This window comes from uncultured Merdimonas sp. (assembly GCF_963929015.1).
In the GTDB taxonomy this organism is placed as follows: Bacteria; Bacillota; Clostridia; order Lachnospirales; family Lachnospiraceae; genus Merdimonas.
Genome location: NZ_CAWVHE010000012.1, coordinates 149,445 through 176,427, shown reverse-complemented (window position 1 = coordinate 176,427; position 26,983 = coordinate 149,445). Strand labels below are relative to the sequence as shown.

The following is a 26,983-nucleotide window of genomic DNA, read 5'->3' as shown; positions in this document are numbered from 1 at the left end:
CTTCTCCTTATTCAACATTTGCCTGCTGCCGCCAAAGACTCTTTGTCTTCCGGCTGTGGCAGCCACATCACCGTTTACAGTCCTTCCGCAACCTCGATCAGATATTTCCCGTAATTGGTCTTAAGAAGCGGCTGCGCCAGCTCGATCAGCTGCTCTTTTGTGATGAATCCCCGCTTATACGCGATCTCTTCAATACAGGAAATATACAGTCCCTGTCTCTTCTGGAAAGCAGCCACAAAGTCCGCCGCATCCAGAAGGGCGTCGTGATTGCCCGTATCCAGCCAGGCAAACCCGCGTCCCATCGTCTCTACATAGAGATCGCCCCTCTCCAGGTAAGTATTGTTGACCGTGGTGATCTCAATCTCTCCTCTGGCGGAAGGCTTTACATTCTTTGCGATCTCTACCACATCATTGTCATAGAAATACAGGCCCGGCACCGCATAATTGGACTTCGGATGCTCCGGCTTCTCCTCAATGGAGATCGCTCTTCCATTCTCATCAAACTCTACCACACCGTACTCTCTGGGATCCCGGACATAGTAGCCAAAGATCGTGGCGCCCTTCTCCTTCTCCACCCGGTCCACTGCGGTCCGCAGGGTTCTGGAAAAGCTCTGCCCGTAAAAAATGTTATCTCCAAGTACCAGAGCCACATCGTCGTCTCCGATAAACTTCTCTCCAATAATAAACGCATCCGCCAGTCCCCTGGGGCTCTCCTGCACTGCATAAGACATGTTAAGGCCCAGATGCTCTCCCGTACCGAAAAGCTCCTGAAATACAGGCAGATCTCTCGGCGTAGATATGATCAGGATCTCCCGGATGCCCGCAAGCATCAAAGTGGACAGCGGGTAATAGATCATCGGCTTATCATACACCGGCATGATCTGCTTGGAAACCGCCTTGGTCAGAGGATACAATCTGGTTCCTGAACCTCCTGCTAAAATAATACCTTTCATGACAACCTCCTGTTTACATGATATACGCATTCTACTTTATCCGAATAATTGTATCATATACTTAATATCTCCGCAACAACTAAATAGGCGCGGCAATGGGGACGGGGGATTTCCAGAAATCCCCCGTCCCCATTGCCGCGCCTATTTAGTTATCCACTTTTTATCCACATGGTTTTCCCTATACTTTTCCGCATGGTTTTCCACATGCTTATTTTTCAAAGGTTTCCATAAAGCGCATGATGATGGTGGCGCACTCGGCTCTTGTTGCCAAGCCCTGCGGATCCAGTCTCACCGGGTTTTCTTTGCCGGTGATGATGCCGTTTCCTACAGCCCAGGCCATGGCTTCTTCTGCAAATTCATTTACATATGCCGCATCCGGATAGCTGCTGAAGTCTGCTGCGCCTTCCAGTGAGTACCCTTTATATCTTGCGTACCGGTACATCATAGTTGCGATCTGCTCCCTGTTGATGTTATCACCTGTTCCAAAAAATCCGGTGTCAGAATATCCAGTCACCACGCCGGCATCTGCCGCCCAGAGGATGGCGTCAGTAAACCACTGCCCGTCCGGCACATCCGGAAAGAGGGCGCTGTATGTCATTTCCGGCTCTTCGTTCAGCCGATGAAGAATTACGGCCAGCTGGGCTCTTGCAAGCTTCTCGTTAGGCCCGAAAGTCGTGGCATCCAGACCGGTCATGATACCGCTGGCATTTACATAGTCTACAGAATCATAAAACCAGTCGTTCCCTTTTACATCCGTAAAATTAAAAGGCTGCTCCGGCTCAGTTGCTGGCTCGTCAGGATCCGGAATCTCTACATCCTCAAAAGGTGTCGGAGAAATAGAGAGATAAGGATAGTTTACGTCTGTCCAACCCTGCATGGCTGCAAACGCATCCGCTCTTGCAAAGTAGATATCCGGTCCTTCATTTCCCATATAAAAATAAGAATCACTCTGATCAATCAACACCTGATCTACTCCCACTTCACTGTCCAGCGGGAATACCCTCATAGGCCCCTGCCCCTGAAGAATGCCCCTGTTAAGAAGCTTCGCCTCCGCCATATGGATATCTATAGACGCATTGTTAATCGTGATGGTTCCAGTCTTACCTCCAGTAGACGTAACCAAAACCCCATAAGCAAAGCCGGCTTTCCCCACCTCTATATTTACATCTGTGTTGGCAAACGTAGCCGTTCCGCCAGCCGAGATTCCGTACAGGGAAGTTTGCGTAGAATCCTTTCCATTCGGGATTTTAATCGATACCGTTCCGCCAAGGAATTCTACATTGTCTCCCACAATCCCTGTATAATTGTTGCTTTCCTCTGTCCACAGATTCAATGTACCGGACACAAGCCTGACGGAACCAGAGATTCCCAATGTCGTTTCTGCAGGATTCACGCGTCCCGCAGAAGAATTAATATTTAAACTTCCATCGCCCTCTATGATCAGATTTATATCGGGCTCTGCAACATTGCTGGACACGGACATAGCCAGAATTCCGCAGTTCACATTGCTCATCCTGTTTTCTCCCACCAGACGAACAGTCAGCGGCTTTCCGTCATGAACGCTGTAGTAAATTGCTTCGCCGTTTGACGTGTTGCCCCCGCCATAATCATATGTTTTGCCTGTGATATTTGCATTATCCAGGGTAATGATCCGGTTTTCAAAGTCAATACTCATTCCCTCCGGCAGATCCTTTACCGGGTCATAGCCGGATTTCAACTCTCCATTATACACCAGACGATTACTAAGAATCGTAAGTGTATAGTCCCCGTAATCCTCCTCTCCTGCCGCCGATGCGCTCATCCCGGCTGCTATACCAAAGAGGCACAAAAGCGCAAATATTGCCAGTACTTTTTTTAGTCCTTTCCTGATCATTTCTTTCTTCTCCTTTTTCTTATTTTTCAAAGGTTTCCATAAAGCGCATGATGATGGTGGCGCACTCGGCTCTTGTTGCCAAGCCCTGCGGATCCAGTCTCACCGGGTTTTCTTTGCCGGTGATGATGCCGTTTCCTACAGCCCAGGCCATGGCTTCTTCTGCAAATTCATTTACATATGCCGCATCCGGATAGCTGCTGAAGTCTGCTGCGTCTTCCAGAGAATAGCCTTTATATCTTGCGTACCGGTACATCATAGTTGCGATCTGCTCCCTGTTGATGTTATCACCTGTTCCAAAAAATCCGGTGTTAGAATATCCGGTCACCACGCCGGCATCTGCCGCCCAGAGAATGGCGTCAGTAAACCACTGCCCGTCCGGCACATCCGGAAAGAGGGCGCTGTATGTCATTTCCGGCTCTTCATTCATCCGGTGGAGGATCACTGCCAGCTGGGCCCTTTTCAACTGTTCGCCGGGACCGAAAGTAATCGTATCAAGGCCCGTCATGATATTCTTGTCATAGACATATTTTGCAGAATCATAAAACCAGTCGCCATTTCTTACATCCTGGAAGGGAAGTTCATCCGGGTCGGCAGGCGCAAGACTGTCAAGATCCACCGGCGCAGCTATCTTTTCTCCCTCCATCCAGGGATCCTGTTTGATCATATATTCCAGCGTCCCACCGGAAATGTGGCTTCCATATACATAACCGTCACTGGTATCCGGCCGGTAGACCAGCGTATTGCCGGCCCCGTTCAGCGCCATTTTGCGGATCTCGGTACTGGTATTGTAATACAGCTCTCCCCTGTAAATGGAGAGCCCTGACTGAGGTTGTTCGTACCATCCGTCTGACCCCCATGTGTTCCAGATTCCTACATCTGCCAGCTTCTGCTCCCGGCCATTGGACAGATCTCTTCGATAAACACCGTCTGTCTTCATATAATAGGAACTTCCGTCCAGCTGGATTACTCTGGAAAACGCCTGTTTCCAGTACGCATTTTCATACGACTTGCTGGTACAGGGGAGCATGGTCAAGTCCCAGCCTGTATGAACCTGGCTGGTAGCCTTTTCATCTTGCATCGTTTCATCGCTTAATAGAAAATACTGATGACTGACCGCTCCGAGGGTATCTTCTACCGGGTCATCCCAGGTGCAGTCCACATGATAATAATTTCCGTCCGCCTTTACAATATTCCAGGCATGCCCCATTTCAGGACTGTTGGCAAAATAGCACTCTATCCCCAGCTTATTCATAATGTACAGATATCCATAAGCATAAGCCTGGCACACGCCGGTCCGGTTGCGGAAGATGCCTCCGCACTGGTAGGCTTCTTCTCCTTCTCCTCCGTAGAGATCATAGGCAAAATCCGCCACAAAATAATCATGCACAGCCAAAAGCTTTTCTGCGTCTGTCATATCGTCCGTTACCCAGGAGAGAATATCTGCCACCTTGGCGTCCGCCTCCTCCACATGGCTGTTCCGCTCTTCTTTCGACAAGTCCGTGATAATCTCAAGATCCGAATAATAAGAACCGTCATACCAGATCTGAAGCGTCACATCACTATTGCAGTAGGGCGAGATGTATTTCAGTTTATTGATATAATCATCCCTGCCCACCTCCAGCTCCATGCCAGTGAGATCAACAGATATCTCCTCATCCTCCGCATCCAGCAACACTTCCCGCACTGTCTGGTCCAGCTCCATCAGGATCTCATTTTGTTCTTTCAAATCTGCAGCAGAAATGTCCTGTATCTCTTTCCCCTCCCAGGGCCGCGTCTGAGACGCCTGCAACAGCTCCCGCTCCGGCTCCGCCGCGATCGCCATCTGCGGCAGCAGAAGCGCCGCCGTCATAACCGCCGCCAGTCCTCGTTTCATCTCCTTTTTCATGGTCTCTTCCCTCCTCTTTTCACACGTTACCGACCTTGCAAAGTTATTCGTTTGTACAAATAATTATACCAAACTATTGTATATTATACCATTTATTTTACTACTATTTCACAATATATTTTCAAAATCCAGATTTCCTGAACCCTCATGGACAAATAGCTGCCAGCGTGTTACCATATGGTCTGGAATATTTTTTAACAAAGGAATGACTGACATTGCAAACAAAGCGAACTACACATCTAAGAGTACTATTCGGAGCCTTTTTTATCTGCTGCCTTCTTGGACTTGCACTTCCGGTCCGCACGGCCCTGGCAGCGGAGACTATTCCGGCAGGAGAATGCGAAGACGGATTCTCTGCCGCAGATCCAGCAGGAGCTGCTCCCGCGGAAGATCATGCAGGAGCTGATTCTGCGGATCCCGCAGGAGCTGATCCCACGGAAACGCCTGACGAGGCTGACGCTCTGGATCTTTCCGGCATCTCACTTCCTTCCTGGATGCGCCAGGGGGATTCCTCTGTGCCGGACAGAGAGACAGATTCCACTTCTGGAAAGAAAATTGTTTCTATCCTGGGCGACAGCCTGGGAACCTTTGAGGGATATAACAGTCCCTGGAACCTTTACTACTACTATTACTGCGAGGACTACATGCGGGTCTTTGAGACCTGGTGGATGAGTTACATTTTAAATAATGACATGCAGCTTGGCATCAACGATTCTCTGGGCGGATCCAAGGTCGGCTGGTGGGAAGGCGACCCAAGCGGCTACAACAGTAAACAGTGTATGGCTGCAGAAGAACGCATTGTCAGGCTGGATGACAATGGCACGCCTGATGTGATCCTCTTCTTTGGCGGAACCAACGATATCGCCAGTACCAAACTGGGCGAGTTTCGTCCCGGCGAAGGTATCGGAGACGTCTCCACCTTCTGCTCCGCGTACCAGACTGCTCTGGTACGCCTAAGAGAACACTATCCGCAGGCAGAGATCATCTGCCTGACCCCCTACTACAGAGACATCAGTTCCTGGAGTAGCACTACCGATAAAGATGTTGATCTCTACGCCGACAGTATCCTGGAAATCTGCCAGTACTATGGCATCCGAACTGTGGATCTGCGGCAGGCGGCCATTGACGTACGAAAGGACATGTGTGAGCCGGATTATCTCCATGTAAATGAAACAGGCCACTATAAGATCTGGCATATGCTCCAGTACGGCGCCCCGGCCCTCTCCTCCCAGGGGATCCGGCTCCTGCAGAACAACACTTCAGAAATCCGCGCACGGTACCAGGTGGCAGGCCAGACGTCCGATACCCAATACCAGTGGCAGGTCTATGACTGCAGTAAAAACACCTGGATCTACGCTTCTGAATGGAGCAGCGACGACACATTTTCCTATCAGCCGGAAGCAGGCGGCTCTTACTGGCTTTACTGCGCTGCCAAAAACGCAAGAGGAGAACAGGCATCCGACATGATCACCGTCTCCGTAGGAGCGCCCTCCATTTCCCTGGACGGACTTTGCTGGATCACAAAAGAAGAGGAGATCCAGGTGGGCGCGGCGTATTCGGGATGGGAATCCGCGCCGGAATTCCGGTGGACGTCCTACAACCTGGACACAAAAAAATGGGACCTCATCGACGACTGGCGTCAGGGAAACTGGTCCTCCTGGCAGCCAAAAAAGGGAAACTACTGGCTCCACGTCGAGGCAAGAGATTCCAGCGGCAACATCGTTTCACGGACCATCAACTTCGCAGTGGGCCGGAATTACCCGGTCTACATCAACGGGAAATACCAGGGGCCCAATCCCTATGGGGAAGGCTGGCTGATCGGCGTCAGCTCCAATATCAATCCACAGCAGAAATACCGCTACGAACTGCTGATCCTGGACTGCAATAAATATCTGGCAGGCGATCCCCACCCGTGGATCTATACCACCAATCCACAGGCCCTCTCCGCCGGAAATACATTCTGGACCACCTGGACGCCGCCCCACAACGGATATTACTGGACATATTTCCGCATCTATGATGAAAATGGGGATATTGTGGAAGACCAATGTTATGGCGCAGTATTTTAACCGAAATGGGGACGGGGGATTTCTGAAAATCCCCCGTCCCCATTTCGGTTCAATTTGCTTTTATCCACATTTTCCACATTTATTTTCCGTACTTTTCCACGAACCGCATTATGATCGTCGCACATTCAGCTCTGGCTGTATTGCCCAGCGGATCCAGCCTCGTCGGATTCTCTTTTCCGGTAACGATGCCGTTGCCCACTGCCCAGCTCATGGAATCTTTGGCAAATTCCTGAACATTTGCCGCATCCGGATAACTGCTGTAGTCCGCTCCGCCTTCCAGGGAATATTCCTGATATTTTGCATAGCGGTACATCATAGTCGTGATCTCCTGGCGGTTGATCTCTTTGCCGGGCTTAAATGTGCCGGTATCTGAGTATCCGGTAACGATGCCTTTCTCCTGCGCCCAGATGACGGCGTCTGTATACCACTGTCCATCCGGCACATCCGGGAAGATATCTTCATACGCCACTTCCGGCGAGCCGCTCAGCCGGTACAGGATCACGGCCAGCTGTGCTCTTGCCAGGTTCTCTCCGGGGCCAAAGGTGGACTCATTAAGACCGGTCATCAGGCCGTTGTTATAGACATACTCAACAGAGGAATAATACCAGCTGGACAGTCCGACGTCCGAGAAAGGCAGCTGGGAGCTTCCCACCATCACTTCCGCAGAAGCCGTATAATACCCTTCTTTGGTCTTTGCGGTGATGGTCACTTTTCCAGATTTGGACATCGTCCGAACCATGCCATTTTCTACAGTGGCTATCTCCGGGTCGCTGCTCTCCCATATCAGCGAGTCGTCATTCAGGATCATACTCATATCAGCTGTTACATCCACCAGATAAGCATGGAACTGCGTATGCGTATTCAGCCCAAGCTGCAGAAGTGGCGCCTGGATCCCCAGTTCATAAGAATAAGTAGCAACCTCTCCAAAAATAACGTCTGAAGTATTTTGCCCCTCCTCAAAGACCTCTGTCGCTATGGCAATCTGTTCCGTCACCGCCTGATCCGCAGGTTTGCTGCAATCAACGCTTCCTTCATCGGTCCCGAAGCACTGTACCCAGTGGTATCTTCCGCCTACTTCCACACAGCCAATGCCAATAGACGTGTACCCGTCTCTAAGCATATTTTCCCTGTGTCCGGGCGACCTCATCCAGGAATCTACCACACCGGCCACCGTTGACTGGCCGCATGCAATATTCTCCCCCCTCATCTGATCATTCAGATCAAAGCAAAGAGAACTGTCCGGACGGGTGTGAGAAAACAGAATGGCAATCTCCGCCGCTCTTTGCATGGCAGTCTCCAGCAGGGACTCATTCATCACCAATTTGCTCCGTCCGTTTTGTGCGCGGATCTCATTGACGCTTTCCAGCACTTCAAATGCGTTGTTGTAACTGCGCCGGGCGGATATCGCCACTGTGTCAAGTTCCCGGTATCCATTGATGCCGTAGGCATCCATAGCAGGATTCAGGCAGGTAATCTTTGTCTCCTCCGGAAATGCGATGGAGTGCACCAGCTTCACCGACTTCGGAAGCTGCACCTCTGCCAGAGAAGTACATCCCAAAAAGGAAGCTCTCGCGATCTCCTTCACACCTTCATTCAGCTGAAGCGTTACCAGCGAAGAATCATTTAAAAATCCCTGGAACGGAATCATCGTAAGCCCCGCCGAAGTAAAGGTGGTCAGCTCACTGCAATTTCCAAAAACCCCTGATCCAAGCTCTGTAATATTGGCCGGAAGGGATACCTCCTTCAACGCACTGTTATTGGCAAAGGTGCGGCTCCCAAGGGCGGTCAGCCGGCTGCCAAAATGAATGTCGCTAAGATTCCAGCACTTTTCAAACATCTGATAAGAAGTCGATGTCAGTCCATTTCCAAATGTCAGGGACTGAAGGTTCCTGCAACTGTAGAAAGTATAATCACCCACTTCGGTCACGCTATCCGGAATCGTCACCACCCGAAGCCCGTTACATTCCTGGAAAGCAGACGCTCCCAGATGTGTCACCTGATTTCCTAAAGAAATGTCTGTCAGATTGCTGCTCTGTAAAAAGGCACCATCTCCAATCTTCGTCACGCCGTCCGGAATGGTATAGGAAGCGTCCGTCCTCCCTGCCGGATAGGCAAGCAGCGTCGTTCCCTGGTCGGTAAACAAAACGCCGTCCTTTGCCTGATAGACCGGATTGCCCGCCTCCACCTGATAAGCAGTAACCGGCGTCAGATAAAGGGCTATTCCGGACAGAGAAGTCAGTTTACTGCTGACTGTAAATGTGGTAAGTCCGGTATCCTGAAAAGCATAGTCCTCAACTGTGGTCACTCCCGGCATGGTCACCGACGTAAGCTGATAGCACTGATAGAAAAGCCCTGCAGGCAGAGTGGTCACACCTGCCGGGAAATCCACCTGTTTCAAAGAGCTGCAGTTATAAAACGCCGCCTGCCCCAGACTGGTGACAGTATCCGCAATCTGGATTGTTTCCAGATTGGTGCAGTTCAAAAATGCACATGCGCCGATGGAAGTCACACCATCCTTAATTTCTACAGATGAAATGCTGTTTCTTTCCGCATACCAGGGCGCCGGTTCACTACTGCTGTAGTCCGGCATGGCGCCGGATCCGGAAATCGTCAGGACTCCTCCTTCCAGGTTCCAGTTCAGATTCCCGGTGGATGCGTCCAGCCCTCTGTCTTCCTGAGGCGCCACATATCCGGACGGAGCCGCAGGCTTTCCATCCTCTCCCTGTAATACCGCGTCTTCCTCACTACGCTCAAGCGCCCCATCCTCTGTTGTCTGCACTTCTGTATCTTCTGCGGCCCTTGCCGGCGCTGCCGGCAGGACTGCAAATCCAATCAAAAGGATCAGGCCCAAAATGCCTGTTTTTACATAGCTTGCAATTCTCATTTTTCAGTATTCCTCCTGACTCGTCAAAATCTTTTGTCTCACTTTTCCGCCACAGCCTGCCTCACAGGCCAGGCGATCCCCCGGACTATTTCCAGGAACTATTCCCCGTACTTTTCCACGAACCGCATCATGATCGTCGCACATTCAGCTCTGGCTGTATTGCCCAGAGGATCCAGCCTCGTCGGATTCTCTTTTCCGGTAACGATGCCGTTGCCCACTGCCCAGCTCATGGAATCTTTGGCAAATTCCTGAACATTTGCCGCATCCGGATAACTGCTGTAGTCCGCTCCGCCTTCCAGGGAATATCCCTGACATTTTGCATAGCGGTACATCATAGTCGTGATCTCCTGGCGGTTGATCTCTTTGCCGGGCTTAAATGTGCCGGTATCTGAGTATCCGGTAACGATGCCTTTCTCCTGCGCCCAGATGACAGCGTCTGTATACCATTGTCCATCCGGCACATCCGGGAAGATGGCTTCATATGTCACTTCCGGCGAGCCACTCAGCCGGTACAGGATCACTGCCAGCTGTGCTCTTGCCAGTGGCTCTCCGGGGCCAAAGGTGGTATCGTTAAGGCCGGTCATCAGGCCGTGTCCATAGACATACATTACCGAATCATAGAACCAGTCCCCTTCTCTTACATCTGTATAGGCCGGGTGATCCGGTTCCGGTGTGGGCTCCGGTTCCGGCTCTGGCTCAGGCGTGGGCTCCGGTTCCGGCTCCGGCTCAGGCTCCGGTTCCGGTGTGGGTTCCGGCTCAGCCTTAGCAGTGACTGTCACCTTGCAGGAAGCGCTCTTCCCATTTGCCGTAGTTACGGTAACGGATGCTTCGCCTGCGCTCACTGCTGTTACCTTGCCCTGGGATACCAAAACCACTTTTTCATCACTGCTCTTCCAGCTTAGTTCCTTGCTGTCTGTGGTATTCTCCGGTGTGATCGTGGCTGTCAGCTGATGGCTCTCTCCCTCGGTCAGAGTAAGTTCCTGCTGATCCAGCGCTACTCCCTGGATGGGAACCACCTTTTTCTTTACCGTTACTTTACATAAAGCTTCCTTCCCATTCTCGATGCCTGCATAAATATCTGCCGTACCTTCTGCTACAGCCGTCACATTTCCTTTGCTGTCCACAGTGGCAACCTTCTCGTTACTGCTTCTAAAAGTCACGGCGCCATCATAAGTATCAGGAGTGATGGTCCAGCTAAGCTGTGCTGTCTCCCCTTCTGTCAGGGTCAACGCACTCTGGCTCAGAGCAATGCTGGTTTTGTCCCGGATATCCACATCAAGGTAAGTGTAGATATCTCCTGCCACATGCCTGTTCATTCCCGTGCTGTAGTGAGCAATGCGATCGTCCTGGCTGATGAACATAATTACCGGCGTTGTCACAGATCCTGTAATTCCCACCTGCGACAGATAATTCCACATGACGCTATTGGCTTTATAACAATATGTCATGCCCTCCCGGCCATATTCGTCAAAAAACGGTTCTGCAGCTTCCGGGGTGTCCGATTGAATGTCACAGACATAAACGTCCACTCCATCCATGCTAAGCCCTTTGTCCTGGAACGTCCCCATCACTGTCTGACAGTTGTAGCAGGTGGGCTTGATAAAAATCAGCACCTTCGGTTTTCCTTCTGCACTGGTAGTCACAGTCTTTCCATCCAGTGTGGTCAGGGTATACTTCGGATTCCCGGGATCCAGCGACACCGGCGCGGTCTGCACATCGGAAGCTTCTTCCGGCTTCCACTTAAGTACATACTGGAGCGCGCCGTCCGTGATCCGGCTGCCAAACACATTTCCATACTGAGTATCCGGCTGGTAAACGACTACGTCGCCTGTGCCATCGGGGAAAATGCTCCTAAGCTCCTTGCTGGTGTTATAATACAGCTTCCCATTATACAGGGACAGGCCGGAAAATGCGCCGACATAAAAACTGCTTCCAGATGCGGGCCAATGTCCCAGATCTTTGATCTTTCGCTCTGCACCGGTCTGGGAATCTCTCGCATAGATCCCGGATCCCATACTTCCCTCATCTTCTTTGATATAGTAAGCCTTCCCGCCGGTCTGAACCACCGGAGAAACCGCCCCGCTCCAGTAGGCATCCTCATAAGCCTTGCTGGTGCAGGCCAGATCCTGAAGATCCCAGCCTGTATAATAGCCGTTCCCCATTTCCATTTTCCGAATGGTTTCATCACTTAGCAGGAAAAAGTCATGATAAGCTCTTCCCACCTGATCCACCAGCGGATCATCGGAAGTGCAGTCCACATGGTAATAGGCTCCGTCGATATTTACGATATTCCAGGCATGATTCATAACCTCGCTGCTGGTCACATAACACTCGATGTCCAGCTTATCCAGCAGATACTGATAGCCATAGGCATAAGCCTGGCACACGCCGGTTCCATTCATAAAAAGACCGCCGCTTCTGTAGGAATCATCCGGAATCTTTCCTGCCGTATAGTTATCCACATCGTAATGGAACTGGCTCACCAGATAGTCATGGATAGCCAGCGCTTTGTCTGCATCCGCAGTAAGGCCATCCGCCTGGGACAAAATGGAGGCCACCTTCCGATCCACTGCGTCAAAGTATTCTTCCGTTTCTGTAACAGACATCGGATTGGATATCCTGGCCTCCAGGTAACTGCCTGCAGAAGAAGTAATCATATAAAACTCGATCTGGATCCCGTTGCTAAAATACGGAGAATAATAGATAAGAGATGCGATCTGGCCGCTCAGACCTGTGGATATCCCATCTAAAACCACCTGGGACTCCCCTTTTAACAGAGCTTCCTTTATGGTGGTTTCCGCCAGATTCCACAGCCTGGTCTCATTTTGCAGGGACTGCGCGGAAACGCTGTCTGCGTCCCTCTGCCTGATCTCTCCCTTCTCCACATCTGCCGTTTCGATCTGTCTGACAGCATCCGGCTGTTCTGCCGCCTTGCTGTTCCCGCCGTTTTCTCCGGCGTCAATTTCTCCGGCACAGACGCCCTGCGGGAGAAGCAGCATGGCTGCCGCCAGGAGAGCGAGCCATCTCTTCCTTTGCTTCTTTTTCATCCCGATCCTCCTTTCCTGATTCTGTTGTAATCCTGTTGTAATCCTGTTAGGAACCTGTTACGGGGACAGCCCCATAACAGGTGCTTCCCTGTTCGCGCGCCTGCTGGCATGCGATTCTCAAAAGGAGCCTCAGATTACTCTGAGGCTCCTTCCTTTGGTCTACCTGTTACTTACCAAATTTTTCCACGAACCGCATCATGATCGTCGCACATTCGGCTCTGGCTGTATTGCCCAGCGGATCCAGTCTCGTCGGATTCTCTTTTCCGGTAACGATGCCGTTGCCCACTGCCCAGCTCATGGAATCTTTTGCAAATTCCTGAACATTTGCCGCATCCGGATAACTGCTGTAGTCCGCTCCGCCTTCCAGGGAATATCCCTGATATTTTGCATAACGGTACATCATAGTCGTGATCTCCTGACGGTTGATGTTGTTGCCAGGCTTAAATGTGCCGCTATCTGAGTATCCGGTAACGATGCCCTTCTCCTGTGCCCAGATGACAGCGTCTGTATACCATTGTCCATCCGGCACATCCGGGAAGATGTCTTCATACGTCACTTCCGGCGAGCCGCTCAGCCGGTACAGGATCACCGCCAGCTGTGCTCTTGCCAGGGGCTCTCCGGGGCCAAAGGTGGTATCGTTAAGGCCGGTCATCAGGCCGTGTCCATAGACATAGATCACGGAATCATAGAACCAGTCTCCTTCTCTTACATCTGTATAGGCGGGTGCGTCGGATTCTTCGTCAAACACAATCACATAGGCAGATGCGTGACTGAAGTTCAGGGACAGTTTGCCGTCCGCTGCAATCTCTCCGGCATTCATAAATACCAGTTTGCCTTCACTGTCATAATAGTACAGGTTGCCGTACTTGCCGGTGTGCTCGGCTCCCACATTCAGCGTCAGTTCTGCCTGGAATCCGAAGTCTCCTTCGTAGGCCAGATCCAGCTGTGTGGTCGGGTTGTCGCCTGCAATCTCTTTGATCACATCCGTTGGGATCACTTCTGCATCCATCTTGACTGCAAGGTTTACATCTTTAAGCTCGGACGCGTTGATCTTCTCGCCACTGATAGTCCAGGTGTAGTCGCCCATGTTCAGCTGGACTGCTACATTTTTCCCTTTGGCTGCTTCCAGGACTTCTTTGGGAACCACGGTAGCTTCGCCCATATCCACCTGGATCTTTTCGCCTGCCTGTGCATTGGTCACCGTCTCAACGATGGTGTTGATCTGCTGCTCCGGAAGCGGAGTCCCCTCATCTGTGCCGGGCTGCGGCGGATTGACAACCGGACCGTTCAACTCGCCTGTTAAGGAAAAGCTATCCTCGAGCACCACTTTGCCACCCTCCGGATAATTGTACCAGACAACATCTTCAAATCCTTCCACGGTCTCCGGGAACTCTACGGTCTCGCCCTTTTCTGCCACATAGCAGTCCAGGTATGCAATACTTTCCTCGCTTTCCGAACCATATCCAACTCCAGGCTCCCAAATTACAGTCCGCACCATACAGTTGGAATAATTTGCACTCACATAATAATAGGAACCGCTCGTTTCAATGGTTAGGCCATCAATATAGCCGCTGCGCTCCCAGGATTCAAACTTCAGTCCTTCAAAGAACTGGGGCAGTTCCATCGCCTCCAGCTTTTCAAAAATAGTTTCGACCGGAGTTCCTTTGTCTACAATATATGGCTCCATATCAAATACATGGTAGCCTTTGGCATCAAAATAATCTCTTTCACCGATCGCCACACATTTATCACCATAGTCAGCGGTAAAATACAGATGACTCCAGTCCGTAACCAGCTCATCTTCCAGATAGCCGCCAGTAGGGATCCATTCCTTCAGGCTCACTTCCCCGGATAAATCAGACGGGGTATATTTCAGTCCCTCATCATACAGATCTCCGTATGTGACGCCCTTTTCCTTTTCAAAAAGCAGCGGCGTCCCTTCCGATGTTTTCCACTTTCCTTTGTCATTCAGGTATGTATAACTGCCAAAAGCAACGCCCTTATCATACTCTGCATACAGAGTCACATAAGTAGTCGCAGAAACAGGCGCATCCGGATTTTGATATTGACCAACGCTCCATCCCTGGAAAGTCAGTCCCTTATAGGTGCTCTCCGGCGTATACTGATCGCCCACATATTCCAGAACATCCGCATAGGTAGTTCCTGCCTCAAAAAGCACAGACTCTGCAATCTTTTCATTTACCTGATTTCCGTTTGCATCGACAGATACTCCCATAATCGTGACAGGGGTTTTGTCATAGGTGGCATATACATAAAATGTTCCGTAAGAACCTAAGATCTGAGTATTCTCATCAATCTTTTCCTGCTCATAGGTCGCCCATCCGGTCTGGGTAACGCCCGGATATCCATCGGTAATCTCCGGGAATACAACGCCTGCTTCCTTAAAGGTAGCGCGCTTTGGCACTTCTTCCTCCTGGAAAAGGGAAACCTGCTTGTACTGTCCGTTCTCGTCCAGCGCATAGAAATAGATGTTCAGATCCATGGTCTGCTGCACAAAGTTGTCCCCAATGACTACATTGACATACCAGGGATAGGTGCTGTAAAAGTCCTCATCAAAGTCAGTAATACTGGCATAATTATTCTGGGCATCCCGGATCGTGACACTGCCAATATGCCACTCGCAGGGATAGGTATCCTCGGTAACTGTAAAGACGCCCTCAAAGGTGTCGGTCTCCTCATTGTAGATAAGCTCAACATATTCGCTGCCGTTATAAATATCTGCGTCTGCCTCCATATACAAATACGCACTCTCTGTATCCAGAGCCACGTTATCCTTTGCCTGAATGCGGATATTTATCTGATCGCCGGGACGTACGATTTCCCCATTCTTGTCCATCTCAATGGAGGTGATCACCGGAGCTTCCTGATCCTCTGCCTGCGGCAGTTCCTCTACGTTGAACCAGTAATCTGCGGCATTGATCTGATCCAGCTGGATGGGAACGCCGTTGATCCGCAGATCAAACTCCATCCGGTCAAGTACCCATTTCCCTCCGCTCATGGAAGTGCTGGTCGTCGTATAGGCTGTATAAGTATTTCCTTCCTCATTGTAGAACCAGAAGTCATCATCTTCACCGGTCTCCTCATTCTTAAACCAGACGTAGACTCCGCTACTGTTCGTAGCTTCATAGATCTTGTCCACAGACAGGCTCATCTGCAGCTCCCCGCCCGCCTTGATCGTCTGATGATTCTGGGTGATGTCAAAACTGGTGGCATGATACTCGCCCACTTCCTGTGCCGCTACGCTAAAAGTGTACAGGTGGCCGCCCTGTTCACTCATACAATTCCAGGACGCATAATTTCCTCTCTGGTCAATGACTTTGATCTCTCCGATATAGCCGTCTGTGTCGCTGATCTCATACAGATCAAGCGTTCCCACCCAATAACCGGACTCCTCATCGTAAGAAAAATCAAACCCGAAGCCACTATAATACCCGTCAGCCTCGTCATAAAAGTAAGCGGTGGACCTTACGTTTGCGATCCCGCTGTCACTGTCGTAGGCCTTCACCCGCAGCTCCAGGGTGTCGTCCCAGGTCATCTCCTTGCCATTCTGATCAAAGATCACTTCTTCGATCACCGGCTTGTTCACATCATACTGGTCGTCCGCCTGCAACTGTACATCAGACTGCGCGGGCTCCTGCGGCGCCGCTTCGTCCTGCGCTTCCGCCTGGACTGCCGCCTCGCCCTGCGCTTCCGCCTGAACTGCCGCCTCACCGCCAGTCTCTTCCGGCTCTGCCGCATAGACTCCCATAGACGAAAACAGCAGCACAAAAGCCGTCAGAATGGCTCCTCCTCGTTTCCAAAACTTCTTTTTCAAATAGCTCTCCTCCTTTCGTCCTGTCATAGACGTAATATCTAAAAATAATTATAATCAATTCAGACGAAATGTACAATGATTTATTTTTGACACTTTGTATTTTATGCAAAATATACAAAAATTTAACATAAAATTAAAACAGGGTACAGGGTAAAATGCGATTAGGTACAGGGCAAAATGGAAATTGGGACGTAGTCCTTTTGCATTTTACTACGTCCCAATTTAGCTATCTGTTCTTTCTGCGGTAAATTCCCGCGCCTGCCAGCACTGTTCCCATAGCCAGGACTCCCACAAGCCAGATCAGCGGGTTGCCGTCATCGCCTGTGGCCGGGCTCTTTGCGGGGGGCGCATCCGGGTGGTCTTTTACGCCGCTGGGAGCGCCGGTGCCTGCCGGTACTTCCTGTTCCGGCTTTTCACCTCCAGCCGGTGGATCCGTCTCCGGTCTTTCTATGACTGGCGGATCGTCCTGGTCGCCTGTGGCCGGAATCTCTACCGGATCTTTGGCATATCCGCAGACCTCGCATTCCTCATGCTTTGCGCCGGGCTCTGTGTCGGTCGCTTCCTGGTCTGTTACCCACACGAAGCTGTGTGCTGCCTTATTGAATTCTTCTCCACATTCGCAGGTATTCCAGTGGCTGTTCGCATCAAAGTGCCAGCCTGTCCCGTCAGCGGCGTGCTCCGGCAGTTTCGGAACTACCGTATCCTCAGATGCGATCTCTTCTGTACCCGCTTCGTCGCTGAAATATTTCTTACAGCCATCGCAGTACCAGTATGCCGTGTTTCCTTCTTCCATATGAGTCGCCGGTGTTTCTTCTGTTTTCACAAGGTTTGTATGATGATCAGGATCTAATTCCCCGTACAGGCTTCCGCACAGTTCGCAGACTGCATACTGTGAACAGGTGGCTTTCCCGCCGCTGTGGACACACGGGTAATTGCAGACCGTACATTTCCCGTCTGCCCAGATATGTGCTTCCTTTTCTCCTGCGTCCGCGCTGCAACAGCTGTACACCTGCTTATGTGCATCCGGAGTCTGCACCCAGACCAGGTCTCCGGTGTGGTGATTTTTGTCTTTCTCGCCGTAGGACTGCCCGCATACCTGGCAGACTGCCTGCGCCGTACAGGTGGCCTCCCCGCCGCTGTGAGCGGCTTCATTGATTTTCACACCACATTCGCAGATATTCCAGTGGCTGTTTGCATCGAAGTGCCAGCCTGTGCCATCCGGAGTATGTTCCAGCATCTCCAGTTCTTCGTAAGTGGAATACTCGCATCCGGTACAATAATCATAAGCTTTCCATCCCACCTCCGTGCAGGTAGGGTCTTTTGCCTCAACATGACTTAACGTATGATCTTCATAATTTGCAGTCACCGTAAAATCTGTCGGCGGGATCGTAACTGTTGTTGTCGCCTCATCGGCAGATGCCAGGATCGTACCCTTATAGCCAGTGACGCTCCAGCCCGCAAAATGACCGTCTGTATTGTAGGTTTCGGCAGAAATCTCTACTTTTTCTCCGGCCATATAAGAGCCGCTGCCCTCCCCGTTTTCCACCGTCAGCGTATACACTGCGTCAAGCGGCTCAATTCTTACATAGGAATCTTCCTGATTGTATACATAAGGAGTCACTACGCTGCTGACCGGCTTGCCAAGCTCTGTATTGGTCCACTGATACCAGTTCTGTCCGCCAAAGCTTAGCTCGCCGCCATCCTTCGATACATAAACCGCTTTGCCGCCATCCAGGGTGATCGTCCCGCCGGTGAACTCGATCTTTCCATTCGACATCATGGCGCGTGTTGTCGTATTTTCACCGCCTGTAATCTTTGCCGTCAGCTTTCCTCCGCTGACAGAAACGCCCTGATCCGCAAAGACCGCGGCCATCACGGATTCATCTGGATCTGCGCTTATGTTCACATCAATCGTCCCATCCTCAATGTTGATCCTCTTCCCGTTAATAAACCAGGCTCCCGTCGCTTTTACTTCCGTATCCTTGCCCTCAAACAGCAGCGTTCCCGCCTTCGCCATGATTGGACGGTCTTGTGCGTCAACGGTTACTTTTGAATCGATGACGGAAAGGTTGTTCCAGGCATAGAGCGGTTCAACCCCGGTTATCTTTAGCTCGGAGTTTTGAATGGTGACATCATTTTCTGCATTGACAGCAAGATCTCCGTTCAAAGTCAGCTTATTACAGTTGGTGAACGATATATCATCGCCGTGACTGTATATGCTTGAACTATCGTCGCCATCCTTTGCAAGAATCTTTCCCGCAACATCCTCAAGGGTGATCGTATTTCCGCTGATCCCATTGGCGCCGGTTATATCAAGTATCGTATTCTCGTTGATATCGAGGTTTTTATATGCCCATATGGCAAAATCATCTGTTGCCCCGGCCGTAATCCTGCTGCCGGAAATCGTAATATCCGAATAATCCGAATACAGAGCTGGGTATTTTGTTTTCCCTGTAAACGTGCTGTCAGACACCTTGATCTCCCCGTCGTAGGCAAAAACACCATTGCTTTCGTCAGCATTCGCCGTTACGTTGCTGCCCTCGGATATGAAAACATTATCCATGGCATACAAGGTTGGATAATCACCGGTGGATGTCCCCATAAACGTACTGCCGGATATCGTAATATCACCGGTATCCGTATAAATATTATTACTGATGGTATCGTGGACGGTCACTTTGCTGCCGCCTGATATGGAGACTTCCTTTCCGGCCTAGATGGCTGGGTCTCCATATTTCGACGCAGTGCTTGTGTCAATAACTGAATTGGTGATGGTGATACTATTATCAGAAACAATGGCCTGATAACCTTCTGTCTCCGTTGCATAGGCATTTACCGTACTGTCCGAGATATAAATGCCCGCATTTCCATTCACCCCTGTATCATCTCCTGTCGCTTCCACAGAAGCGCCGTTTTTAATCTGCAGACTGCCTTCTGCCTGGATCCCTGTTCCTGCGAAGCTCCCCTCTCTGGCCACATCAATATCCAGCTTTGCTCCGTCAATGACAATCTCTGCCTTGCCGCCGCCCTGTGAACTGTTGATGCCGCCTTCTCTGATCCCGAAATACTTCGCATCAATCTTTAATGTCCCTTCTCCTGTTACCGTCAGGGTTCCGGCATCTGTGCTGACGATCCCGCAGGCGTCGGACTGAATGGTATTGTTCCCATTCAGAATGATATTGAGATCGCCGTCAAATTTCACCGCTCCCTGATCATTCACACTTTCCTGCGGACTCCCCTGACTTGCCTGCGTCAGCTCTGCATTCGTCAATGTCAGTGTATTGTCTGCCGGATCATAAACTGCCGTTCCCTTGCCGCAGGCCAGCGTGTAATCTTCTGCTGCCAGAATATCTTCTCCGTTTACGAGAATCTCTGTCGGCCCGGCTGCCGATACAGTCGCCGGGATCATCTGCCAGATCATGCAGAACACCAGCAGCCCAGTCAGCAAATGATGTTTTTGCCTTTTCTTTTTATGTAGCATCCCTCTTCCTCCGTTCTGACGTATTTATCTATAATAAAAAGGCGTACTCTGCCACATCATAAATGCGGCAAAATACGCCTTATAAACCAATATCATATTTCTGTTCAGGGCACCAAAATCAGACAGACAAACTATTGCCTGCCTACCTGCGTGCGTGCGTAAGGATTATGCGCCCTCTATCCATCCCTGTCTAAACTGTACCCATAAAAATGGACACATCCCTTTCATTTATTTCCAGTTTTCGGACATTTTTCGATTTCAGGATCCCTTTTACCGGACACTGAATTTCGATCACATCCCCGTTTTCTGGACGCGGTATTTTCTGTCTCTATAACCTTATCATAAAATCAGCCTGTTTTCAATCTGGCATCCTGCATAAAGCCCGGGATCACTGCGGAAATTTGCTCCCCGCGTTCAGACACTGAACCGTTTCAAGAAAAAAAGAGTTCCATTAGGTACAGGGCAAAATGCAAATGGGGACGTAGTCCTTTTGCAATTTACTACGTCCCCTGTTAATTATTTACCAAATGCTTCTACAAAACGCATCATGATTGCCGCGCACTCGGACCGGAAGGTTACTCCCTGTGGATCCAGGCTGACCGGATCGGTCTTGCCGCTGATGATGCCGTTGCCCACTGCCCAGCTCATGGCTTCTTTTGCAAATTCTGCAACCATTCCTGCATCTGGATATTCGTCAAAGTCTGTTCCGCCTTCCAGAGAATATTCTTTATATTCTGCATAGCGGTACATCATTGTCGTGATCTCCTGACGGCTGATATCTTTGTTCGGTTTAAATTCGCCGGTGTCGGTGTATCCGGTTACTACGCCGGTCTGCTGTGCCCAGATAACCGCGTCTGTATACCAGATTCCTTCCGGAACATCGGAGAATACATCCGTATACTCTACTTCCGGAGATCCGCTGAGACGATACAGGATAACTGCCATCTGTGCTCTTGCCAGTTTCTCATTTGGTCCGAAGGTTGTCTCATCAAGACCGGTCATCAGACCATTTTCGTACACATAAGCAACATAGTTATAGAACCAGTCAGCTTCTGCTTCCTCTGTACCGGCATTTACGTCTTCAAAGGGAAGCTCTTCCCCGGGTTCTTCTGCAGGTGTTACCACAACTACTACATCTTCGCCAGTGTACGCTTCCCCGTCAACGGTAACAACGTATGTGATCTCTCCGTCATAGCCAAATACAACTTCTACCGGTGTTTCGCAGGTGTAGCCGCTGTCTTCGGCAGGAAGAATCTCATAGAAGTCTTCTTCCATCTCGGATTTGTTATCGCATTCGTAAACAACTTTGCCGTCTTTATCCGTTGCCTCTTTAAGCGCAATGTCGCCGTACTCTTCATTTACGGTGGCTCGCAGGTAGAGCTCTACTCCTTCTACCGGTTCGCCGTCTGCGTCTTCTACCTTAATGTTAAGTGCAGTCTGAACTTCTGCAGGCTCTTCCGGCTCTGGTTCTTCGGCATCTTCGCTCTTAACCACAACGATTTCAATCTCTTCGCCAGTGTACGCTTCTTTATTTACGGTTTCAATGTAAGTAACATCTTTCTCGAAATCAGCTCCAAAAGCAACTTCTGCAGGCTCTTCGGTGGTGTAGCCGCTGTCCTCTGCCGGAAGCAGCTTGTAAGAAGCATCCTGCATTTCCGGACGGTTTCCGTTGTCGCACTCATAGGCAGCTTTGCCGTCTTTATCAGTAGCTTTTGCAAATACCAGATCCATCTGTCCGTCGTATTCTGGATACTGGAGAATGAACTCTACGCCCTCAACAGCTTCGCCTTTCTCATCCACTGCTTTTACATTCAGGATGGTCTGATACTCAGGCTCTTCGGGAGTTGTGCCCGGCTCGTTGCCCTCGCCGGTCTGATCATCGCCTGGCTCTGTTCCGGGCTCTGTCTGGTCGTCGCCACTCTCATCACCGGCATCCTTTGCCTGCACTTCAACAACAATTTCTTCGCCGGTATATGGTTCATCGTTGACAGTGGCAATAGAAACAGGATCCTCATTAAAAGTTACCACGACTGCCTCGTCAACTAACGTATAATTGCTTTCCTCAACAGGAAGCAGCTCATAGGCATCGTCACTCATCTCCAGGTTTCCTTCAACGCCACATTTGTAAACAGTCTTTCCATCTTCACCGGTAGCTTTTTCAAAAGAAAGATTGGCATCTTCTACACCTGCATATTCCGTAGTAGACTGCAGATAAAACTCCACTCCTTCTACCGGTTCGCCCTTCTCATCCACCGCTTTTACGGTCATTTCCGTATAAACCTTTGTGTCTGACTGGCCGTCATCACCGCCTGTAGTGTCATCACCTGCTGCAAACGCCAATGAACTGATATTCAGAGACAAAATTGCCGCTAACACAAAGGCCATCGTCTTTTTGAAAAACCTTCTTTTTCTCATTGATTTACCTCCCAAAAAAATATTTATTTCATGTCCCTCTTGTCCGTTTCTTCTCCAAGTATATCCTCCTTTCCTTTTTCCGGACATCAGAACATAAAATTCTTCCCGCATCCAATCTATAGAATATTACTATATACATTATAGCTTTTCTCTATCATAGCACTTCCCACTCCCCAATTCAATATGTGTCACCCTTTGCAGTCACCCGTAAATATTACTCCAAAAAAAATCGGGTACAGGGCAAAATGCAATTAGGGACAGGGCACAACGCAATTGGGGACGTAGTCCTTTTGCATTTTACTACGTCCCCATTACGCATCTATCGACGGCGCTTCCTCTGGCGGATTACCTTCCCGGCCTTGCGGACCGGAGCGGTAAGCTTCCAGCTTTTTGAGTTTTCATAAGCTTCTACGGCCTGCCGGAGCTGTGCCTGCTCTAGGCGTAAAAGCTTCATGGCCTGTTCCATCGTCCGGATCTGATCGGCCTGATTTTTCCGGATCTCTTCTGCTGTACCCACCTTTTCCTTCTGGACGGGATCATAATAGCAGCGGTTCTGATTCCATGCGTAAACCTCCTGAAGAGAAAGACCGAAATGCTTCTCCAGCACTTTTACAGCCCCTTCTCTGCGAAGCAGTTCTTCCAGTTTCTGCAGGCCCAGGATCCGGAAGTCCGGATCTCCTGCCACGCATTTCATCAGCAAAAATGCCCGCTCAAACTCCAGCTCCAACGGCGTATGGGAATCTGGATTTTTAAAATCCGACTGAAAATACATCGTCAGTTTTTCGTCGTCCAGTCTTTCAATCAGCTGACGGCGGATCATCATCTGCTCATTAAAGGTGCGGATGGTGTGTCCTTCGGTCACACTGCTGACCTGATCATGCTTTTTAACGTCCCAGCGGAAACGGATCAGTTTCTCCGGCAGCACATAGATCGGATAATCGGTGACGATCCGGATCCACAGGTCAAAGTCCGCCAGCTGGCAATACAGGAGATTGAACCCTCCCACTTGATCCATCACTTGCTTTCGCACCACCGCTGTGGGATGGCACAGGGAGTTCCCGTAATAAAAGAACAGATGCATCCAGTTGCGCTGATCGCTGCAGCAGTTGGCAAAAAGATCCGCCATATCCTGACATTCTCCGGTGATATCTTTTCCGTCATTGTCGATCAGCGAAGCGGCGGAGAAGCAGGCTCCCGCCTCCGGGTGTGCTTCCAGATAAGCCACTTGTTTTTCCAGTTTGTCCGGCTGCCATTCATCGTCGCTGTTCTGAAAAGCGATCAGATCGCCCTTACACTTTTTCAGGCCAAAGTTTGCCGCATAACAGTAGAACCGGTTTTTCTCCATCTTATAATAGTGGATCCGGGGATCTGTATAGGCGCGGACCAGCTCTTCGGTGTGATCCGTGGAGCCGTCATCTACCAGGATCAGCTCCCAGTCTGTATAGGTCTGGGCCAGGACACTGTCTATGGCCCGGCCCAGATAGTTTTCTCGATTATAAGTACACAATACGATACTGACCGTCATTTTCTCTACTCCACTTCTCCAACGACTGCCCAGCGCCAGAAGGACTGGTCGTAATTCCAGGTGTGTTCATAGCCGCACATTTCCAGCACCATCTGGGTGTAGGCAGAACGGATGCCTCCTGTACAGTAGCTGACAACTTTGTCGTCTTTTTCCACACCCGCCGCCTCGAACATGTCGATCAGCTCATCGTTGGGTTTCAGAGTCCCGTCCTCCTGGAAGAGATCCGTATAGCGTACATGAATGGCGCCTGGCAGATGTCCGCCCTGTGCCTCATTGTAAAGCACTGCGCCGTCATATTCCTCATCGGTACGCACGTCTATAATCGTGTAATCTTCATAATTTTCCTGCAGTTCTTCCGTGGTCATAACGTGGGTCTCGTCGATGCTGTCAATGGTCACTTCTCCCGGAGATGCACTGGATGCCAGCAGCTGTGTCTCGATCCCTGCATTTTTCGCAGCCTCATACCCGCCGTCGATCAGTTTGACGTCCTCATATCCGGCAGCCAGAAGCTCCCAGGCAATTCTGGCGTCATCGCCCCATCCGGTCAGCGTATCCGCAAATAAGATGATCTCTTTGTCTTTGGTGATGCCAAGCTCTCCCAGACGGCCTGCCAGATCGTCCGGCTCCGGGATCTTGCCCCAGTTCTCGTCTCCTTCCTTGCCCTCCTGACAAGTACACAGATCCTGCCAGGTCGTGGCGATGGCGCCTTTGATGGTGCCAAGGACCGCTTTCTGCCAGCCTCTGGCGTCTATAAACAGCACATTTTCATCGCCCACATGCTCTTTTGCATATTCTGCGGTTACCATATATTCTCCGTGGAAATGTCCGTCGTCCGGGATCTCTTCTTCTGCATCTCCTTCTTCATCCGCGGCGTCGCCGGTATCTGCCTTCCCTTCTTCTTTCGCGGCAGGATCTGCCGGTTCCGTCTCTCCTGCGCCGCATCCTGCGGCAAGAAGCAGCATGGATGCCGCCAGCATCAGTACTGCCAGGATGTTTTGGATCTGTTTCCTCTTTTTCATAAAATACCTCCTTTGCTAGTTGCGCCTGTTTCTCTGTTCTTTTAGCGGATCCCCGGCACCGGCACCCGCATCCAGTTCGCATAGATGTTGTCCTTAAAGGCCTGTTCTTCTCCGATCTGCGGAAGATTCAACCGGGTCGTTCCGCCCGCCTCTCTCCTAAGGAAGCCGGTCTGCAGATCTTCTTCGCTCAATTGCAGCGTTTCCCTGTGATCCGTAAATAACTCCGGATGCATCAGATAAACAGCTGCCGTTACGTCCCAGTTATAGAATCCGGGAATGCCGTAATCCTCTTCGTTGTACCCGAACCAGTAATCGGTACGGGTGCGGATATAAACAGCTCCCTCCCGGTCAGAGGAAAAAAGCCGGTCCCTGTATTCCTGCCTGGTAAACAGTACTTTCAGGCAGTGATTCCCTGTCACAACCGATACTTTTTTCCCCAGGGTCAGAGTAAGATAAGTGGCGTGGGGATCGCAGGAAAAGTTCAGCTCATCCATCACTTTCTTTTCAAACACCAGCGGTTCTGTAATCCCGCCCATCAATACGATTTCTTTAATGTTTTCAAAGAAACGGGAATCTTTCTTGTATGCCCCGCAAAGGTTGGTCAGGGATCCGGTAGCAAGGATGGACACCTCTCCGGGAAAACGAGCCGCCGTTTCTGCCAGAAAGGAAGCGGCCTCGCTGTCATAGTCCCCTTTTGCCGGCCCTCCTTTTTTCAGCGGGATGTCTTCTCTCCCAAGTTCTTTTAGCATCTTTCGGCTGGTATCATATACCGTATCCAGACAGTTATTGCCGTAAGTAGCAGTAACGCCCAACAGCTCCGCCTTAGGATCTCCCAGCAGATAGAGAAGAGCCAGACCGTCGTCTACGTCGCAGTCCGGCACACCAAACGTGTTGTCACAGTCAAATAAGATCTTCTTCATCTTTTCCTCCTTTTTGCAGTACGGGAAAGAGCCAGGGCTCCCCGGAAAGGATCTGGATCCCGGCCGTTTTTCCAGGCGCAAATCGTTCTTCCAGGCCTTGATCTGCCGATGTCTGGCAGATCAGGCTGCCTGCCTGTGTATCTGCCACTACTTCCGCCAGTTCTCCCATAAAGGTGACTTCCCGGATCTTTGCCTCTCCTTCCGGCAAAAGGTTTACCTGGAAGGGGCGGATCATGGCGTCGTAGCAGCCATCCGGCATGCGGACATTTGCCGTAAAAAGCCTGCTTTCAAAGCGCCCCTCTCTGACCTCTCCCCGGATGTAATTGCATTTTCCAAAATATTCTGCCGCATAGCGGGAAACCGGATGGAAATAGATCTCCTGCGGCGTTCCATGCTGCAGGATCTGGCCGTCTTTCATAAGGGCGATCCGGTCTGACATCTGCAGGGCCTCCCGTTTATCATGAGTCACCAGGATGGTGGTGATCTTCCGTTCCCTGTGAAGCTTCTTTACCAGCTGTCCCATTTCCTGCCGAAGTCGTTCGTCCAGTCCGGAAAAGGGCTCGTCCAGCAAAAGGATCCCGGGATCTGCTGCCAGGGCTCTCGCCAGGGCTACCCGCTGCATCTGACCTCCGGACAGTTCCCGGATCTTCCGCCTGCCGTAACCTTCCAGCTGTACCTCGCCCAGAAGCTGTTCTACCCTCTTTTTCTGCACGTCTTTTGGCGTCTTCTTTAATTCCATGGGAAAGGCGATATTTTTCTCCACCGTCATATGAGGGAACAGGCGAAGATCCTGGAATACGATCACCGTTCCCCGCTTTTCCGGCGCTTTTTCAAGCACCGATTCCCCATGGATGCGAATATCTCCTTTTTGTACCTCCAAAAGACCGGCAATGCTTTTTAACAGTGTGGTCTTGCCGCACCCGGAGGCTCCAATGAGAGAGAGAAACTCTCCTTCCTCCATATGGAGCTGTATCTTATGCAGGATTTCTTTTCCCTGCAGAGCTACCTGTAACTGATCAACTGTCAGACTCATGTGCTGTACCTCTTTGCTTCTGTATTCTTCCGATTATCTGTGTT

Annotated in this window: 14 protein-coding genes; 1 reads left to right on the top strand and 13 read right to left on the bottom strand. The window is 50.6% G+C overall.

The features are described from left to right. Window positions 1-74 precede the first annotated feature (74 nt). The 3 genes from rfbA to ABGT54_RS06920 form a co-directional block, all read right to left on the bottom strand. A complete protein-coding gene (rfbA, locus tag ABGT54_RS06930; RefSeq protein WP_346663424.1) occupies window positions 75-953 on the bottom strand; it encodes a glucose-1-phosphate thymidylyltransferase RfbA in 879 nt (292 codons plus the stop codon). A 208-nt stretch (window positions 954-1,161) separates the two neighbouring features. Continuing rightward, window positions 1,162-2,826, bottom strand: coding sequence for an S-layer homology domain-containing protein (locus ABGT54_RS06925; RefSeq protein WP_346663423.1), 1,665 nt, complete (start codon window positions 2,824-2,826; stop codon window positions 1,162-1,164). Between the two features lie 19 nt (window positions 2,827-2,845). Next, window positions 2,846-4,711: an S-layer homology domain-containing protein gene (locus ABGT54_RS06920; protein ID WP_346663422.1), complete on the bottom strand. Its 1,866-nt coding sequence runs from the start codon at window positions 4,709-4,711 to the stop codon at window positions 2,846-2,848. Between the two features lie 215 nt (window positions 4,712-4,926). Here ABGT54_RS06920 and ABGT54_RS06915 point away from each other — a divergent pair, with 215 nt between their 5' ends. After that, complete coding sequence (locus ABGT54_RS06915) at window positions 4,927-6,780, top strand: SGNH/GDSL hydrolase family protein (protein ID WP_346663421.1); 1,854 nt, start codon at window positions 4,927-4,929, stop codon at window positions 6,778-6,780. Between the two features lie 79 nt (window positions 6,781-6,859). On the opposite strand, the gene ABGT54_RS06910 is transcribed toward ABGT54_RS06915, so the two are convergent. From ABGT54_RS06910 to ABGT54_RS06865, 10 genes are all read right to left on the bottom strand, one after another. Further along, window positions 6,860-9,664: a leucine-rich repeat protein gene (locus ABGT54_RS06910; protein ID WP_346663420.1), complete on the bottom strand. Its 2,805-nt coding sequence runs from the start codon at window positions 9,662-9,664 to the stop codon at window positions 6,860-6,862. Between the two features lie 98 nt (window positions 9,665-9,762). Beyond that, window positions 9,763-12,711 (bottom strand): Ig-like domain-containing protein, encoded by a 2,949-nt coding sequence (locus ABGT54_RS06905; RefSeq protein WP_346663419.1) that lies wholly within the window; start codon window positions 12,709-12,711, stop codon window positions 9,763-9,765. A gap of 166 nt (window positions 12,712-12,877) precedes the next feature. Beyond that, on the bottom strand, window positions 12,878-16,546 hold the full coding sequence (locus ABGT54_RS06900; protein WP_346663418.1) for an S-layer homology domain-containing protein: 3,669 nt from the start codon (window positions 16,544-16,546) through the stop codon (window positions 12,878-12,880). A 226-nt stretch (window positions 16,547-16,772) separates the two neighbouring features. Then, window positions 16,773-19,223 (bottom strand): hypothetical protein, encoded by a 2,451-nt coding sequence (locus ABGT54_RS06895; RefSeq protein ID WP_346663417.1) that lies wholly within the window; start codon window positions 19,221-19,223, stop codon window positions 16,773-16,775. A 36-nt stretch (window positions 19,224-19,259) separates the two neighbouring features. Further along, complete coding sequence (locus ABGT54_RS06890; RefSeq protein ID WP_346663416.1) at window positions 19,260-20,027, bottom strand: hypothetical protein; 768 nt, start codon at window positions 20,025-20,027, stop codon at window positions 19,260-19,262. Window positions 20,028-20,543: 516 nt separating this feature from the next. Next, a complete protein-coding gene (locus tag ABGT54_RS06885) occupies window positions 20,544-22,442 on the bottom strand; it encodes an S-layer homology domain-containing protein (RefSeq protein ID WP_346663415.1) in 1,899 nt (632 codons plus the stop codon). Between the two features lie 319 nt (window positions 22,443-22,761). Further along, window positions 22,762-23,967: a glycosyltransferase gene (locus ABGT54_RS06880; RefSeq protein WP_346663414.1), complete on the bottom strand. Its 1,206-nt coding sequence runs from the start codon at window positions 23,965-23,967 to the stop codon at window positions 22,762-22,764. A 5-nt stretch (window positions 23,968-23,972) separates the two neighbouring features. Beyond that, window positions 23,973-24,986, bottom strand: a complete 1,014-nt coding sequence (locus tag ABGT54_RS06875) for a rhodanese-like domain-containing protein (protein WP_346663413.1) — start codon at window positions 24,984-24,986, stop codon at window positions 23,973-23,975. A 41-nt stretch (window positions 24,987-25,027) separates the two neighbouring features. Then, a complete protein-coding gene (locus tag ABGT54_RS06870) occupies window positions 25,028-25,906 on the bottom strand; it encodes a nucleoside hydrolase (RefSeq protein ID WP_346663412.1) in 879 nt (292 codons plus the stop codon). Continuing rightward, complete coding sequence (locus tag ABGT54_RS06865; protein WP_346663411.1) at window positions 25,887-26,939, bottom strand: ABC transporter ATP-binding protein; 1,053 nt, start codon at window positions 26,937-26,939, stop codon at window positions 25,887-25,889. The genes ABGT54_RS06870 and ABGT54_RS06865 overlap by 20 nt, the downstream gene beginning before the upstream one ends. Between the last annotated feature and the right edge of the window lie 44 nt (window positions 26,940-26,983).